Source organism: Glutamicibacter sp. (genome assembly GCF_032154645.1).
GTDB lineage: Bacteria > Actinomycetota > Actinomycetes > Actinomycetales > Micrococcaceae > Glutamicibacter.
On sequence record NZ_JALDXV010000001.1, the window covers coordinates 195,707 to 209,418 of the forward strand.

Annotated in this window: 17 protein-coding genes and 1 pseudogene; 11 read left to right on the forward strand and 7 right to left on the reverse strand. The window is 56.7% G+C overall.

Annotation, left to right across the window (positions count from 1 at the left end; translation table 11 throughout):
- The first annotated feature begins 82 nt into the window (after positions 1-82).
- The 5 genes from RUH64_RS00860 (at position 83) to RUH64_RS00880 (ending at position 4,039) form a co-directional block, all read left to right on the forward strand.
- The gene (locus RUH64_RS00860) at positions 83-856 is read left to right on the forward strand and encodes an aldolase/citrate lyase family protein (RefSeq protein ID WP_313810593.1); all 774 of its coding nucleotides are present in this window, start codon (positions 83-85) and stop codon (positions 854-856) included.
- A gap of 46 nt (positions 857-902) precedes the next feature.
- Complete coding sequence (locus RUH64_RS00865) at positions 903-1,142, forward strand: hypothetical protein (protein ID WP_313810595.1); 240 nt, start codon at positions 903-905, stop codon at positions 1,140-1,142.
- Positions 1,143-1,263: 121 nt separating this feature from the next.
- The gene (locus RUH64_RS00870) at positions 1,264-2,076 is read left to right on the forward strand and encodes an IclR family transcriptional regulator (protein ID WP_313810597.1); all 813 of its coding nucleotides are present in this window, start codon (positions 1,264-1,266) and stop codon (positions 2,074-2,076) included.
- Between the two features lie 48 nt (positions 2,077-2,124).
- Entirely contained in the window at positions 2,125-2,880 is a 756-nt protein-coding gene (locus RUH64_RS00875) for an SDR family oxidoreductase (protein WP_313810598.1), read from the forward strand.
- A gap of 97 nt (positions 2,881-2,977) precedes the next feature.
- Positions 2,978-4,039, forward strand: coding sequence for a 2,3-butanediol dehydrogenase (locus tag RUH64_RS00880; RefSeq protein WP_313810599.1), 1,062 nt, complete (start codon positions 2,978-2,980; stop codon positions 4,037-4,039).
- A 78-nt stretch (positions 4,040-4,117) separates the two neighbouring features.
- On the opposite strand, the gene bcp is transcribed toward RUH64_RS00880, so the two are convergent.
- The 4 genes from bcp to RUH64_RS00900 all read right to left on the reverse strand — a co-directional run bounded on the left by bcp (position 4,118) and on the right by RUH64_RS00900 (position 7,884).
- Positions 4,118-4,594, reverse strand: a complete 477-nt coding sequence (gene bcp / locus RUH64_RS00885; RefSeq protein ID WP_313810600.1) for a thioredoxin-dependent thiol peroxidase — start codon at positions 4,592-4,594, stop codon at positions 4,118-4,120.
- 165 nt (positions 4,595-4,759) lie between these two features.
- Positions 4,760-4,960, reverse strand: a complete 201-nt coding sequence (locus RUH64_RS00890; protein WP_313810602.1) for a stress protein — start codon at positions 4,958-4,960, stop codon at positions 4,760-4,762.
- 234 nt (positions 4,961-5,194) lie between these two features.
- Positions 5,195-5,452, reverse strand: coding sequence for a DUF4235 domain-containing protein (locus tag RUH64_RS00895; RefSeq protein ID WP_313810604.1), 258 nt, complete (start codon positions 5,450-5,452; stop codon positions 5,195-5,197).
- Positions 5,449-7,884 (reverse strand): ATP-dependent DNA ligase, encoded by a 2,436-nt coding sequence (locus tag RUH64_RS00900; protein ID WP_313810606.1) that lies wholly within the window; start codon positions 7,882-7,884, stop codon positions 5,449-5,451. Before RUH64_RS00900 ends, RUH64_RS00895 begins: the two co-directional genes overlap by 4 nt.
- 161 nt (positions 7,885-8,045) lie before the next feature.
- On the opposite strand from RUH64_RS00900, the pseudogene RUH64_RS00910 reads away from it, so the two are divergent.
- A pseudogene (locus tag RUH64_RS00910) lies at positions 8,046-8,908 on the forward strand (Ku protein).
- A 37-nt stretch (positions 8,909-8,945) separates the two neighbouring features.
- Here the strand turns inward: RUH64_RS00910 and RUH64_RS00915 are convergent.
- Positions 8,946-9,242, reverse strand: a complete 297-nt coding sequence (locus RUH64_RS00915; RefSeq protein WP_313810608.1) for a hypothetical protein — start codon at positions 9,240-9,242, stop codon at positions 8,946-8,948.
- A 179-nt stretch (positions 9,243-9,421) separates the two neighbouring features.
- Here RUH64_RS00915 and RUH64_RS00920 point away from each other — a divergent pair, with 179 nt between their 5' ends.
- The gene (locus RUH64_RS00920; RefSeq protein ID WP_313810610.1) at positions 9,422-10,501 is read left to right on the forward strand and encodes a hypothetical protein; all 1,080 of its coding nucleotides are present in this window, start codon (positions 9,422-9,424) and stop codon (positions 10,499-10,501) included.
- Between the two features lie 71 nt (positions 10,502-10,572).
- On the opposite strand, the gene RUH64_RS00925 is transcribed toward RUH64_RS00920, so the two are convergent.
- The gene (locus RUH64_RS00925) at positions 10,573-11,475 is read right to left on the reverse strand and encodes an SDR family oxidoreductase (RefSeq protein WP_313810611.1); all 903 of its coding nucleotides are present in this window, start codon (positions 11,473-11,475) and stop codon (positions 10,573-10,575) included.
- A gap of 300 nt (positions 11,476-11,775) precedes the next feature.
- Between RUH64_RS00925 and RUH64_RS00930 the strand changes: the two genes are divergently transcribed.
- A complete protein-coding gene (locus RUH64_RS00930; RefSeq protein ID WP_313810612.1) occupies positions 11,776-12,042 on the forward strand; it encodes a Rho termination factor N-terminal domain-containing protein in 267 nt (88 codons plus the stop codon).
- Positions 12,043-12,076: 34 nt separating this feature from the next.
- The gene (locus RUH64_RS00935) at positions 12,077-12,244 is read left to right on the forward strand and encodes a hypothetical protein (RefSeq protein ID WP_313810613.1); all 168 of its coding nucleotides are present in this window, start codon (positions 12,077-12,079) and stop codon (positions 12,242-12,244) included.
- 370 nt (positions 12,245-12,614) lie between these two features.
- On the opposite strand, the gene RUH64_RS00940 is transcribed toward RUH64_RS00935, so the two are convergent.
- Positions 12,615-13,031 (reverse strand): CBS domain-containing protein, encoded by a 417-nt coding sequence (locus RUH64_RS00940; protein ID WP_313810614.1) that lies wholly within the window; start codon positions 13,029-13,031, stop codon positions 12,615-12,617.
- A gap of 205 nt (positions 13,032-13,236) precedes the next feature.
- Between RUH64_RS00940 and RUH64_RS00945 the strand changes: the two genes are divergently transcribed.
- Both RUH64_RS00945 and RUH64_RS00950 read left to right on the forward strand, forming a co-directional pair.
- Positions 13,237-13,464, forward strand: a complete 228-nt coding sequence (locus RUH64_RS00945) for a hypothetical protein (RefSeq protein WP_313810616.1) — start codon at positions 13,237-13,239, stop codon at positions 13,462-13,464.
- A 38-nt stretch (positions 13,465-13,502) separates the two neighbouring features.
- Positions 13,503-13,709: a hypothetical protein gene (locus RUH64_RS00950; protein WP_313810618.1), complete on the forward strand. Its 207-nt coding sequence runs from the start codon at positions 13,503-13,505 to the stop codon at positions 13,707-13,709.
- Positions 13,710-13,712 lie beyond the last annotated feature (3 nt).

Here is a 13,712-nt window from a genome sequence, read left to right on the forward strand (position 1 = left end):
TTGATTACTAAGTGATCGAAAGAGTATTCTTTAGTGTGACCCGGCCAACGATAGTTGTTGGGCGTGGCGAAGAAGGTGGAATATGAAAATTCACGGTACCAGTGCACGTACTAGCAACCAGCAGCTGCCAGTAATGAGATTCAGCGACGATGTTCCGATGCTAGGGCTGTGGGTGATCTACCGAGACGCAGCCATTGTGGAGACCGCGGCAGCGGAATCCTTTGACTGGATCTGCGTCGACGGACAACATGGTCATGCTGAACTGGCGGACTACCGGGCGCTATTCGAAGCGGCGCATTTATATGGAGTTCCAGCTGGTGTGCGCGTTCCAAGCCACGAGGTTGGACATATTGGACGAGCCATTGATGCAGGCGCGCGTATTGTAATTGTGCCTACCGTTGAAACTGCACAACAAGCCAAAACCATTGTTGAAACTTGTCGTTTTGCTCCGCGAGGCAAGCGCAGCTTTGGGCCAACGCGATTGATACCGCGCTATCCAATGGAGGAGCCCGGAGTGGCTGAGAGCGACCCATTGGTAGCTCTCATGATTGAAACCAAGCTGGGAATGGAGAATCTAGATGAAATCCTCGCAGCTAAACCGGACGCAATATTCGTCGGTCCGTACGATCTAGCGCTCAGTTGCGGGTGGAGTATGGAGCAACTGACCACGGGCGACAAGCAGTATGTGCTGCGTGAGATCGCCCAACGTGCGGCAGCTGCTGGAGTAGTTCCGGGGCTCTATGCCGGTGAAATAAATTTGGCCGGCAAGATGATTGAGCTTGGCTTCAGATTCATGCCCGTAAGCACCGATAGTGCATTGATTTCCAATGGGGCACGGCAAATTCTCGGTGGTTGAGGAGCATCCGCGTAATGTCCACATGAAGTTAAAGAAGGAATAGGCTGTGAAAAATGCTGCGGTGGTGCAAAAGTGGGAAGAACTGCGCTCTGGCGATCTAGTCTCGGTACATACCCGGACTGGTGCACGATTTCACGCGGTGGTTGATGATCTCGATGCAGAAGGTCGCTTCCTGTGGATCAGGCGGCGCGGCCAGGCCGATCGAAAGCTCATTCATAAGCTAGACGGGATCCGTTTGCTTCCGTTGAGCAGCGGTCATGCACAGGGCGCTCGTTTAAGGTCGTAATTACGGGCTTGTTGAGGAATTAGGGATGTCAAAATAACCGCGGTGACAACGGGCGGAATGTTCACTGTGCGGTCAAACGGCTAGGCTGGTAGTAAGCGACCTGAAAGGCTGTGACCCTGATATGGGCGAGACGACCGAAAAAACTTCCGGCGGAGTTTCTGCCAACCGTTCTGTATCCCGAGCTATTTCTGTGCTGCGCGCACTGGCTGTCAAGGGATCCGGGCAGACGGTGACCGAGATTGCCAAACGAGTCCAGCTGCCGCGGGCCACGGTATTCCGCCTGCTTCTCACTCTAGAGGAAGAGGGGTTCGTCGATCGCCAGGACACCATGTATTTCCTCGGCTGGGATCTGGCGCGTATCGCACAAGACGTAGACCCGACTGCGGGGCTGGTTTCCCGGGTCAGCGATGTCGTAGAGGAAATCGCAGATGCGATGAATGAAACGGTGACCTTGAGCGTGCGCCGAGGAAAGTACGATTTGGACCTGGTTCAGCAGGCGGCGCCACGCTCAATCGGTGTGACGATGTCTGACATGAAGGGCATGCGCTGGCCGTTGCATGCTTCCGCCACCGGAAAGTTGCTCCTGGCAGAACTGGACCGCGACGAGATCCGCGTGGCCACCGGCAACAAGTTGGAAAAGCTGACGCCCGTCACCATCACCACATGGAAAGGCCTAGAGGCAGAGCTGGAAGCAGTGCGAGATCAGGGGTGGGCCAGCACGGTTGATGAGTTGGAAGAAGGAATCATCTCGGTTGCGGTACCGCTACGCGGTGCTGGCGGAGATCTGGTGGCTTCCCTCGCATATATCGCTCCGCGCCATCGAATCGGCACGGACAAAATTGAAACGCAGAAAATCAATGAGCTGCTCGACGGCGCCCAGCGCGTTCGCCAGCGAATTGTGTCATTGACCGATACCCTGCCGGCCACACGCTAGGAGTCATTCTCCTTTGCGGCCGGAGCAGATGATCGTAAAGGAGAAAGAATGACTTTTCAAGGGAAAACCGCCATTGTCACCGGTGCCACCGGAGGCATTGGCAAGGAACTGGTCAGCCGCCTCATCACGGCGGGAGCCAATGTAGTGGCGGCCGGCCGCAATGCTGACCAAGGCGCCCAATTGGAACAGCGCATTGGTCATCAACTGAGGGCGCTGTCCGGCGACATTACCGACGCCAAATACTGCCAAGATCTAGTGGACCACGCGGTACTTCATTTTGGGGGAGTCGACCTGCTCTTCAACAACGCTGGAAGTATCCCGCGCGGCACTGCGGAACAGACTACCGATCAGATGTGGGACGAAGCGTTGGAGGTCAACCTCACCGCTGCCTTCAGGTTTTCGCGGGCGGTGCTGGCGCCAATGAGCGAAAACGGCGGCGGAGCAATCGTGAACACGGCCTCTGCTTGGGGCTTGTATCCAGGCCCGGGGCACCTTGCCTACTGCACCGCCAAGGGCGCACTGATCACGATGACCAAATGCATGGGCCGCGACCATGCGGCGCAGGGCATCAGGGTGAATGCGGTGTGCCCCAATGAGGTCGATACGCCAATGCTGCGCAGTGGATTTGAACACCGCGGGCTTGATGCCGAGAGCGCCATTCGGGAACTGGATGCCACGGTCCCACTTGGACGTATAGCGTCTCCCGAGGAGATCATTGACGTGATGCTGTTCCTCGCCTCGGACCAAGCGCGTTACGTCACTGGAACAGTGGTCGAGGCCACCGGGGCCAAGCCCGTGTACTAGCGATCAAACCCTGTTCGACTTATCGGCAAGTGCGTAGCGTGGAGTACATACGGGCAGTTCAGCGTGGCTGCCGGGGTGGAACACGTCAGGAGCGATCATGCGAGCAGCACGTTTTTACGACCAAAAAGACATCCGCATCGAGGATATCGATGAACCGGTCCTGCAGCCGGGCGCCGTGGCCATCGACGTCGCCTGGTGCGGCATCTGCGGCACCGATTTGCACGAGTACCTCGAAGGCCCGATCTTCGTGCCGCCGGCGGGGCACCCTCACCCGATCTCCGGCGAAAGTGCGCCGGTGACCCTGGGGCACGAATTCTCCGGCACCATCACCGCGCTGGGCGAGGGCGTCACGGACCTGAGCGTTGGCGAGCGCGTTGTCGTCGAACCGTACATCATCGCCGACGACGTCGACACCAGCGAGGGCCAGCCCTATCACCTGTCGAAGGACATGAACTTCATCGGCCTGGGTGGACGCGGCGGCGGGCTCTCGGAGAAGATCGTTGTCCAGCGCCGCTGGGTCCACCCCATTGGTCAGATCCCGCTGGATCAGGCGGCGCTGATCGAACCTCTCTCGGTGGCCCACCATGCGTTTGTGCGCTCCGATGCCAAGGCGGGCCAGGTGGCGATCGTCGGCGGTGCGGGTCCCATCGGCCTGCTCACCGCAGCGGTGCTCAAGGCCAAGGGACTGACCGTCTACATCTCCGAACTTTCCGAGGCCCGCAAGGCCAAGGCCAGGGAAACCGGGGTGGCGGACCAGGTCTTCGATCCGCGCGAAGGCGATGTTGCGCAGCAGGTCCGAGAGCTGACCGGAGGTCGCGGCGCCGATGTCGGCTTTGAATGCTCCTCGGTGCCGGTGGTGCTGGACATGCTGCTTGATGCGGTGCGCCCCGCCGGGACCATCGTCAACGTCTCGATCTGGGGCCACAAGCCGCAGGTGGATATGCCAAAGCTGGTGCTCAAGGAAATCGATCTGCGCGGCACCATCGGCTACGCCTCGGACCATCCGGACACCATCGCACTGGTGCAGAGCGGAAAGATCGACCTGTCCAAGTTCATCACCGGACGCATTGGCTTGGATCAGCTGGTCACCGAGGGATTCGAGCAGCTGATCAACAACAATGAACACCACGTGAAGATCATTGTGGATCCGAGGGCCTAGAACCTGGCGCTTAATGCATGAACGCCGGTGGGCCTCCGAAAAAGATCGGAAGCACACCGGCTTGATGTTGAGTCTAGATTAGACTCCGAGGGTTTCGCGCAGGCGGGCAACGTGGCCCTGTGCGTCAACGCCGTACTCGACGTGGCTGATCTTGCCGTCGGTGCCGATGACAGCGGTGGAACGCAGGGTGCCCACGATGGTCTTTTCGCCAATGGTCTTCTCACCGAAGGAGCCGTAGGCCTTGGCCACCTGGTTGCCTGGGTCGGAGAGCAGTGGGAAGTTCAGCGACTCGTCCTCGGCGAACTTGGCGATCTCTTCCGGGCTGTCCGGGGAGATGCCCAGCACGGAGTAGCCCGCACCGCGCAGCGAGTTCAGGTTGTCGCGGAAGTCGCATGCCTCGGTGGTGCAGCCTGGGGTTGCAGCCTTCGGGTAGAAGTACACGATGACGTTCTTGCCGGCGAAGTCGCCCAGGGAGACGGTCTCGTTGGTGGCGGTGTTCAGTGAGAAAGCTGGTGCTTCCTGGCCAACGGTCAATGGGGTTGAGTACTCAGACATTTCTTCAACTTTCGTATAGCGGTATTTTCTTTTCATTCTAGGACTTGTTGTTGCTGTTCGCTAGCGATCGATTGAAAGAAGACAACCTGCACAGGGAGATGTCAGATTAAAAGGAAAGGATGCTGGGGCCATGCGGCCCCAGCATCCTGTGGTGAGTGCGGATGGTCAGTCATTCTGATGGCTGTGTTCTCCGCCCCGTACTTTGGCCTCGTGAGGTTGAGCTTCGGCGCCCTTCTTGCCTGCCTTGCTCGGATCGGCGCTGTTTTCTTCGCCGAAACTTCCGGTACTTGCCTCGCCGCCCTTTCGGGCTTGCTCCTCGGTGTCAGTTCGGTTGCCAAACTGTCCGGGGTTGTTTTGGTCTGCCATGGTCTTGCTCCCTTCTTGACTGTTCCCGGTCTCTCCGGGAATGCACTCTCGACGTTACGAACGCGAATGAGGAGTTCCAAGATGACCTCGAAACGAATGACCGAAGAGCAAGCTTCAGGTAAGGAACAGTTGAGGAAAGAGCCAATAGTAGGCCACCATGCTATAGTGCCGCACACTGCGAAGTGGGTCCGGCAGCGCAGAAATTCGCCAGCGTTTTTTGACGCCCGGGCAGTCTCAGTGGGACTCTGCCTTCGCCTCAAGCTGCCTGGTCCAACGCTTAGTCAGCGCCTGAATTACTGCCGCACTCGCGCCTGAAATAGCTGCAAAAGTTAACACCTTGGCAAGCGCCTCTTCATGCTGAGCCGAGGGGTTGCCTAGCGACGGGGGAGTCTCACCAGTGCTTTTCTTCCAGATTTCACTCACTAGCTTCGCGCCTACCCAACCTGCGACGAGGGACAATGTCATACTGAAAATTTTGATGAGTGCTTTCATTGCTTCTCCTTAGATGATTGTTCCCACCGGACTTCGCCTGGTTCCTTGTCTTCGCGCCAGCCACGCCATACCGGGTGGCGCAAATTCTGGTCGTTGGTCAGTTCTGAGTACTGAACTTCCGCCACGTATTTCGGAGTCACCCAATGGACATCTCGCAGGAACCGTGGCGGTATCCCACTCACCGCTGGAGTCTTTCTCTCAATCTTGTCCAACCGATGCCTGATCTCCGACAGCTCGGGGGCCGAAAACCCTGTTCCGACGCGGCCAACGAATTCCAGCTGGCCAGCCTCCGGAACTGCCAGTAGCAGAGACCCGATGCTCTGGCTGCGTTCTCCGTTGCCCCTGCGCCAACCGATGACGATGACTTCTTGATGCAGGTGGTGCTTCAGCTTGATCCAGCTGCCAGAACGCCGTCCCGCCTCATACCGGCTGTCTGCAGTTTTCGCGAGGATACCTTCCAGCCCCAGGTCCAGGCTGTTCTGCAGTGCTTCATTCAGGGAACCGGAAAACGACTCAGGGATTTTGATGTGTTCTCCTTCCTGAACTGAAGCACGCAACTGTTGCCGCCGAGTTTGATAGGGCTGACTCATGAGGTTTTCACTCTGCGCTTTGCCGTTCTTGCCTTTCTGCGGCACCCGGAGAGCGTCGAAGAGCATCAAGCGGAGGGGAATCTTCTCGGCGTTGCGACGCGCGTTTTTCCGCTCATGGGAGATCCGCTGTTGAAGGAGAGAAAAGCTGGGACGTCCCTCGGCGTCGAGAGCGATGATCTCTCCATCAAGGATGCACCCGTCGCCGGCTAACTCAGCAAGTTCCTGAAGTTCGGGGAAATCCTTTTCCAGATGTTTTCCGTTGCGGCTGTATAAAGACACCTGCCCATTGTGGACGATCGCAATCGCACGATATCCGTCCCACTTCATTTCAAACTGCCAATCATCCTCCTCAGCCAAATCTTCGCGGGTACCAATCTGGGCAAGCATCGGCTTCGGCGGCTCGGTGATTGGGTCAGGGCGCACTGCCTTCGTTGTCTGCGGCTGCTCCTTGGTCAGTTGAAGCAGCCAATTCTCCTTCTCACCCATGCCGTGGGCGTGGATCAAGACGTAGCGGCGTGGTGCCCCTTTAAGCCCGCCGTCCGATGCTCCGGTCAGAACAGCAATGACTTCTTGATCATCACGCCACTTTTCAATGACGCAGAGTCCCGAGTCCCAGATCTCAACATCTCCGGCGCCGTACTGGCCCTTGGGGATGGTGCCCTCAAAGTTGGCATAGGACAGCGGATGATCTTCTGTCTTGACGGCCAAGCGTTGCGCCCCTTCGGTCAACGGTGGACCCTTGGGCACAGCCCACGAGACAAGCACCCCGTCATGTTCCAGTCGGAAATCCCAATGTAGGGCCCGGGCATGGTGTTTCTGGATGACGAAGCTCGATTCCCTCGTTGTATTCGCCACAGCTTTTACGGACACGGCTTCACTCGGAACGGGTTCCGGGGTCGCTGCGGCATCGCGTTTGGAACGGTAGAGGGCCAGTTTGTCTTGCTCCTGCTGATAGCCGGCGGCCAAATCTGCGAGCGGATCGATACCCTCATCGAGGCGGTCGAGGACCTCTCGATAATCGAGCTGAGCCAGATTGCCAGCTTCCAGCTCTTTCCACGTCCGTGGCGCAGCCACGGTCGGATGAAGCTTCCCGCGTAGCGAATACGGAGCAACGGTAGTCTTCGAGCCGTTGTTTTGGCTCCAATCGACCAGAACTTTTCCCTCACGTAGGGAGCGTTTCATATTTGCCACGATCAAATCGGGATGTTCCTTTTCTAGAGAGCGGGCAAGTTCTTTAGCCACCTCGTTGACCTCGTCCGAGGTGGAAGTGCCATCCAGCGCCGCATAGAGATGGATGCCCTTGGAACCGGAAGTTACCGGGTAAACCTTCAGATCCATGCCGTGAAGGACCTCCCTGCAGAGGAACGCAACTTCCACGCATTGTTTGAGCTCGGCCCCGGGACCGGGATCAAGATCCAATACCATCCGATCTGGATTACGCGCCCTTAACGACGCGTCCAACCGCCACTGCGGGACATGGATCTCCAACGCAGCCATCTGCCCGGCCCAAGCAAGCGCTGCTTTGTCATTGATCAGCGGATATGTATTTGTATGCGTTTGGTGTTGAATCTCGGCACGCGGGAGCCACTCGGGGGCTGAATCTTCGAGGTCTTTGCGGAAAAACACTTGGCCCGGATTCTCTGCAGTGCCTACGCCATTGACCCACCGTTTGCGGGTCGCTGGACGCCAAGCGGCATGAGGAAGCAACGCAGGGGCGACGTGCAAGAGGTAGTCGAGTACCTCGCCCTTGGTGGTTCCAGTTTCCGGGTACATTAACTTGTTGAGATTGCTGACCCTCAACGTCTGTCCCGCGACGGTGACTTTCTGTTCTTTCTGTGCCATGGGGATCCTCGCTTTGCCGTTAGTGGCAAATGTTCCCTGCCTATCCGTGAAAAGCTACCGTTCCTAGAGAGCTTTGCGATTTCTCTCGCGGGTGCCTTGGCAGGTGCTGGAAAATATAAATGTTCCTGTTGTTATCTGGCAATTGGTGTTTCACTGGCGGCATGAGAGCCATATGGACTGGATCAATTGCCTTTGGACTAGTGAACGTGCCGGTCAAGGCCTATGGAGCTACCGAGGACCACGATATTGAGCTGCATCAGGTTCATGCCAAAGACGGCGGGAGAATAAAATACGAGCGCCGCTGCGAGGTCTGCGGCAAAAAGATCGCCTATAAGAATATCGACAAGGCCTACCAGGATTCAGACCGCACGATCGTTCTGACCGATGCGGATATGGACTCACTTCCAGCTGAAAAAGCCGCGAAATCGAGGTTCTTCAGTTTGTGCCAGCAGAGCAGATTGACCCGCTCATGCTGGAAAAGAGCTACTACTTGCAACCGGACTCAAAATCACCGAAGGCTTATGAGCTGCTGCGCAGAACCCTGCAGCAGACGGAGAAAGTAGCGGTAGTCCGTTTTGCCCTCCGTCAGAAAACACGGCTTGGGGTCCTGAGGGTTCGTTCTAAAACCATGGTGGTACAGGCGGTGATGTGGGCCGATGAGGTCAGAGACGCCGGGGTCGCGGCTCCCGAGAAAACTGCGCGTATCAGTAAACAAGAACTTGCGATGTCAGCCACGTTGGTGGAGCAGTACAGCAGCGACTTCACTCCAGAAGACTTTGAAGATGACTACCAAAAGCAGCTGCACCAGCTCATCGAAGCAAAGATTGAGCAGGGCGACGGCATCGATACCGAGGCCACCTTCGGGAAGGAAAGCTCGACAGAGCCCGGCGAAGTCGTGGACCTGATGGATGCGCTGAAACGCAGCATTGCGGATCGCGGCAAAGCTCAGAACAAGTCCACTCAAGGGACGAATTCGAAAAAGGGCAACGCGCAAAAGCGCTCCTCTAAGAAGAAGAGCGCTTGACTTGAATCAGGACTGCGGAAGCACAGGCATCATCGTCCTAGTCGGTATTGAATTGCGATGTGTCTTCATGGTCTGGGTCTTTTCTTTTCGCTTTGTCCTTCTCCCTCTGTTTTTCAGCCTTCTCGTCCTCCAGCTCATCTTGTTCAGGGATCTTGACCTTGCTCGGGTCTGGCACTCGCGACGGATCGACTTCTGGATCTGGCGGTTCCTTGGTCCCATCCACAGGCGTTTGCAGTTTGTCCTGGGCGTGTTTTGAGTACTCCATGGTCTGCCCCTTTTCTCTTGCAATAAGCACGAAACCTGATGCCACCGAGGGTTGCACGCTGCGCTGCATGGAGCAACCCCTTTAGGGTCTTTATCGGGTCGGCCGATTCGAACCCTGAAACGACACGGAAATCTGGTTCTCATCCACTATGAAATCCTGAATAATCGCTGGACATACGGCCCCCGCATCTGGTGCCAGCCGTAGGCTGGCACGGCAAGATGTCCCAGAATCATTGAGAGGCAGGGCTGGTGGGCGATACAGAGCCGGAAGTCCGCACCGTAGGACTTATCGCGGATCCAGGGCTTGCCCATTCATTCGCGGATCGTGTGTGTCGGTATTTAGAGAGGAGACTGAACAAACTCGATGAGTATGCCTACTCATGGCATGTCACTGCCGACCCGCTGACACTTCCGTTGCATGAGTCTGGCCGGGTGAACCTTGACGACCATATTCCAAGGCTCCGCGCAAAGTACGGATGGGACTACATTATCTACCTCACCGACGGGCCGCATTATGAACAGAATCAGCCCGTACGGTCGGTGATCAACAAGTTGCAGACCTCGGCTACCCTGAGCATTCCCAGCCTGGGGGTTGCCACTCCTGCATCGGTGGCCAAAGCGTTAGTGGAGATCGTGCGTGAACTTGCCACTGGGGATCCGCCACGTTCGACTGCTTTTGAGCGGGCCTTCAGCATGCGCGGACGGAAGACCGACGGAGATGAATCCTCCAAGATCAACAGCATCGAGGGATTGCGCGCACGGCTATGGCTCATCGCGGGAATGATTCGGAGCAACCGTCCATGGAAACTTGTGCCGCAACTGTCCTCTGCCATGGCTGGTGCCGCCGCAACGGGAGCCTTCGGCGTGTTCTATACCAGTATCTGGTCTATGGCCGATTATCTGTCGAACGCGCGACTCACTCTTATAACTTTCAGCAGCATTACCATGTTGAGTCTGTGGTTGCTCTTCCACAACCATCTTTGGGAGAAGCCTGAAGGACACCGCCGGCGTGAACGAAAAGTTGTGTACAACGTTGCCACCGTGCTGACCGTGACGCTGGCGGCAACTGCCATGTATATTCTCCTGTTCCTTGCATTGCTCGCCGCAGCCCTAGTGGTGATCGACCAAGAGTATTTGTCGACGCAGTTGGGGCATGAGTCGAGCCTTAGGGAGTACCTTAACCTGGCGTGGCTTGCCGCCTCGTTGGGAACCCTGGGAGGCGCAATCGGTTCAAGCTTTGACGACGTAAAGCTGGTTCAGCGTGCCACGTTCAGCCAACGTGAATTTGAACGAAGGAATCTTCATATAGATGATGAGTCAGATCAATAAGAGAACCGCCGTGTACACGGTGCAGCGCCCGCGGCCGAGAGGCCCCGGGCGCTACTGCACTGTCCTATTGTCTAGGGTTGGTTTTTGCCTCCGTTGACGTGCAAGGTCGAACCGACCACGTAGCTGGCTTCATCACTGGCCAAGAACACGTAGGCCGGGGCGACTTCCACCGGCTGCCCGGCCCGGCCAAGCCAGGTGTCATGCCCAAATTTAGGCAGGGCTTCGATCGGCTGACCCTCCGAAGGCTGTAATGGGGTCCAAATTGGTCCTGGTGCCACAGCGTTGACGCGAATGCCGCGAGGCGCAGCCTGTTCCGCCAAAGTTTTGGTGAAGTTACTGATGGCCGCTTTGGTCGCTGCATAATCCATTAGGTGCGCGGAGGGTTCGAAGGCCTGGATCGACGTTGTGTTGATGATCGAACCACCCTGGCCCATCACCTTGAGCGCGGCCCGGCTCAGGGCAAACATGGCGAAAATATTCACGTCAAACGTTGCTTCAACTTGCGAATCTGGAAGCTCGTCCAATGACTCAACGGAGATTTGCTTTCCCGCATTATTTACGAGGATGTCCAGTCTCCCCAGGGCGGCTGCGGCGTCATCAACCAACCCATCGCGGTACTTTCGATCTCGAAGATCACCAGGGAAGCGATGGACCTGCACACCAGCATTTTCGAGGATTGACTCAATGTTCTGCGCATCCCGCTCTTCTACCGGTAGGTAGGCCAGCGCCACGTCGGCGCCCTCACGAGCGAAGGCAATGGCTACGGCGGCCCCGATTCCCGAGTCGCCTCCGGTGATCAGGGCCTTTTTGCCCTTCAGCCGTGCTCGGCCCTCGTAGCTGCTTTCACCGTGATCCGCCAGGGGCGTCATTTTCGCGTCAAGTCCCGGTTCGGGCTGCTGTTGTTTGGGAGGAGTGATGCGCTCTTTCCCTGCGCGATCGGCGGATGTTGATTCGTTATTTGGATGGTCAATCATGGTGTTCCTTCCAGAATCGCTGCGGTGCACTGAGAATCCGCACTGACAGTGCGGGGAAGTGAGATGCTGCCAGTCTTAGGGGATCCTGAGCAGATCAACACTCTAAGGCCTGCTTGTCGTGTTCTTCTTCAGCCAACGTTCGGCGGGGCTCCAGCTTCCAGACCATGGATACAAATTGTGCTAGGGCAGAAGTCTGAGTTTTCGCGCAAAGGCTTGACGGCGTGCTGTCAACCTTCGGCGGCTCTCGCTACCGTGGGTGGCATCGACCGACGTAGCAGTTCATTGTTTTGGAGGAGCATCATGGCCAAGAAGACAGACAACCGCATCAAGGATGAAGAACTCTATGAGGAGCTTCGCGACGAAGGAAACTCCAAACAGAAATCGGCTCGAATCGCCAATGCTGCCGCGCGAGACGGCCGCTCTAAGGTAGGAGAGCGCGGTGGCAAGGCTGGCAACTATGAAGATTGGAGCAAACACGAACTGCTGGAACGGGCCCGAGAGATTGGAATTAACGGCAGATCAACAATGAACAAGAACGAGCTCATTGACGCCTTGCGCAATTCATAAGTGCAGCGCTGAAAACCAAGGGAGATGGCTTGAAATGCGCGAACGAAAGAAATCCGAAGAATCCGCTCGGACCACGGAGCCTGACCAGTCCGAAGCCGGGCAGGAACGAGTCGAGGACGAAGACCTAGCTCGGCAGGGAGAATACAAGCGCCACGGAGGTCACGCACCCGATGAGGACGAAGAGGGATTTGACGCCGGATAAATAAGCGAGGGAAATCATGACTTACGAAAACACTCCGGCCCATCAGAAGCGGCCGGGCTTGTGGCTTGTTCTCATCGGCGCGGTGGTGGCGATAATCTTCGCTGTCCTCGCTTTGACAATATCCTCGGACAGCACTGCGGGTCCCTTTTGGATAGTAGTCGGTTGGGCCGGATTGGTCTTCCTCTTTGGGCTCTACCGAATGATTCGCGGACGGAGCAATCTGGACCACCGCCGTGGGGGTACCGATGCTGGAGGCCGATGAATCAGCCGTACGAAGCACTTAGCACTGCAACAACAACTTTGGCTGCCACCGGTATCGGTGACAGCCAAAGTTGTTTATTAGGTTATGCATCGTGCTGAGTCCCGACCCTTAAGGTTCCGATACGCCGGACACCAGATGACCCGTGTCATTCTCGTCTGAGTACCTAGCAATATCTGCCTGAGCCAACATTCCCACGAGCTTGTGTCCATCAATGACCGGTAGCCGGCGCACCTGATGTTGTTGCATGGTCTGGATGGCTTCTTCTATTGAATCGTCGGCGCCGATGGTAACAGGCTTGCCTTGAGCGTAATCGGCCACCTTAGTACTTGAGGTGACCACCCCGTCGGCAACACAGTTGATCACGATGTCCCGGTCGGTAATCGTGCCGGCTAGGAGATTGTCCTTGCCGCAGATGGGCAACATGCCAACGTCGAGGTCCTTCATCAGCTGGGCGGCGAGCTGGATCGAGTCCTGCTCATTGACGCATTTTGCTGATGAAGTCATCAATTCACGCGCTGTAGCCATGGTTCTACTCCTTTCGAATTTTTGTGGTTGGAACGTTTTCCACGCTGGTAGAGAGCGCAAAAAGAAACAAGGATTGCCAGTATCCTTCAAGGCTTAAGGCCGGGAAACCTTATAGCTCGCTCTTAACCGTGTACGTGTTCAAAAAAGCCCTGTTACGTGGAAGTGGAAGGACCGACCTACCAGATGTTTGTGGAAGGACATGAGCATGGGCTTTTTAGATAAGGCTAAAGAGGTTATTAGCAATGCGGCCGAACGGATCAAGGATCCTGACGGAACGATTGTGGAAGACTCCTGGCCAGCGGGTGAAGATCCAGAACCCGGAGACACCAAATACGCGCAAGAAGAGCCTTCAACGACGGAACCGGTTCAAGGAAACGACCCTGACCTTGACGCGTCGGTTGAGGACCAATATCAGGAGGGAGACGAGCGCTAACCAGCCGCCGCTCCGGTAAAAAGCAAAGGAGAAGGAAGATGGCAACATGTAGTACCTGCGGTAATGAAACCGACAGACCGTTGGAATTGGCCTATGACGGACGCACCGGAAAATACGACAGTTTTGAGTGCGCCATTCACGATCTAGCAGAGCGCTGCGCCCATTGCGACTGCACGATTATCGGTCATCCGGTCTACACCGGCGGCGCTGCCTACTGCTGCGAGCATTGTTCCGGGATCAGCTGAATC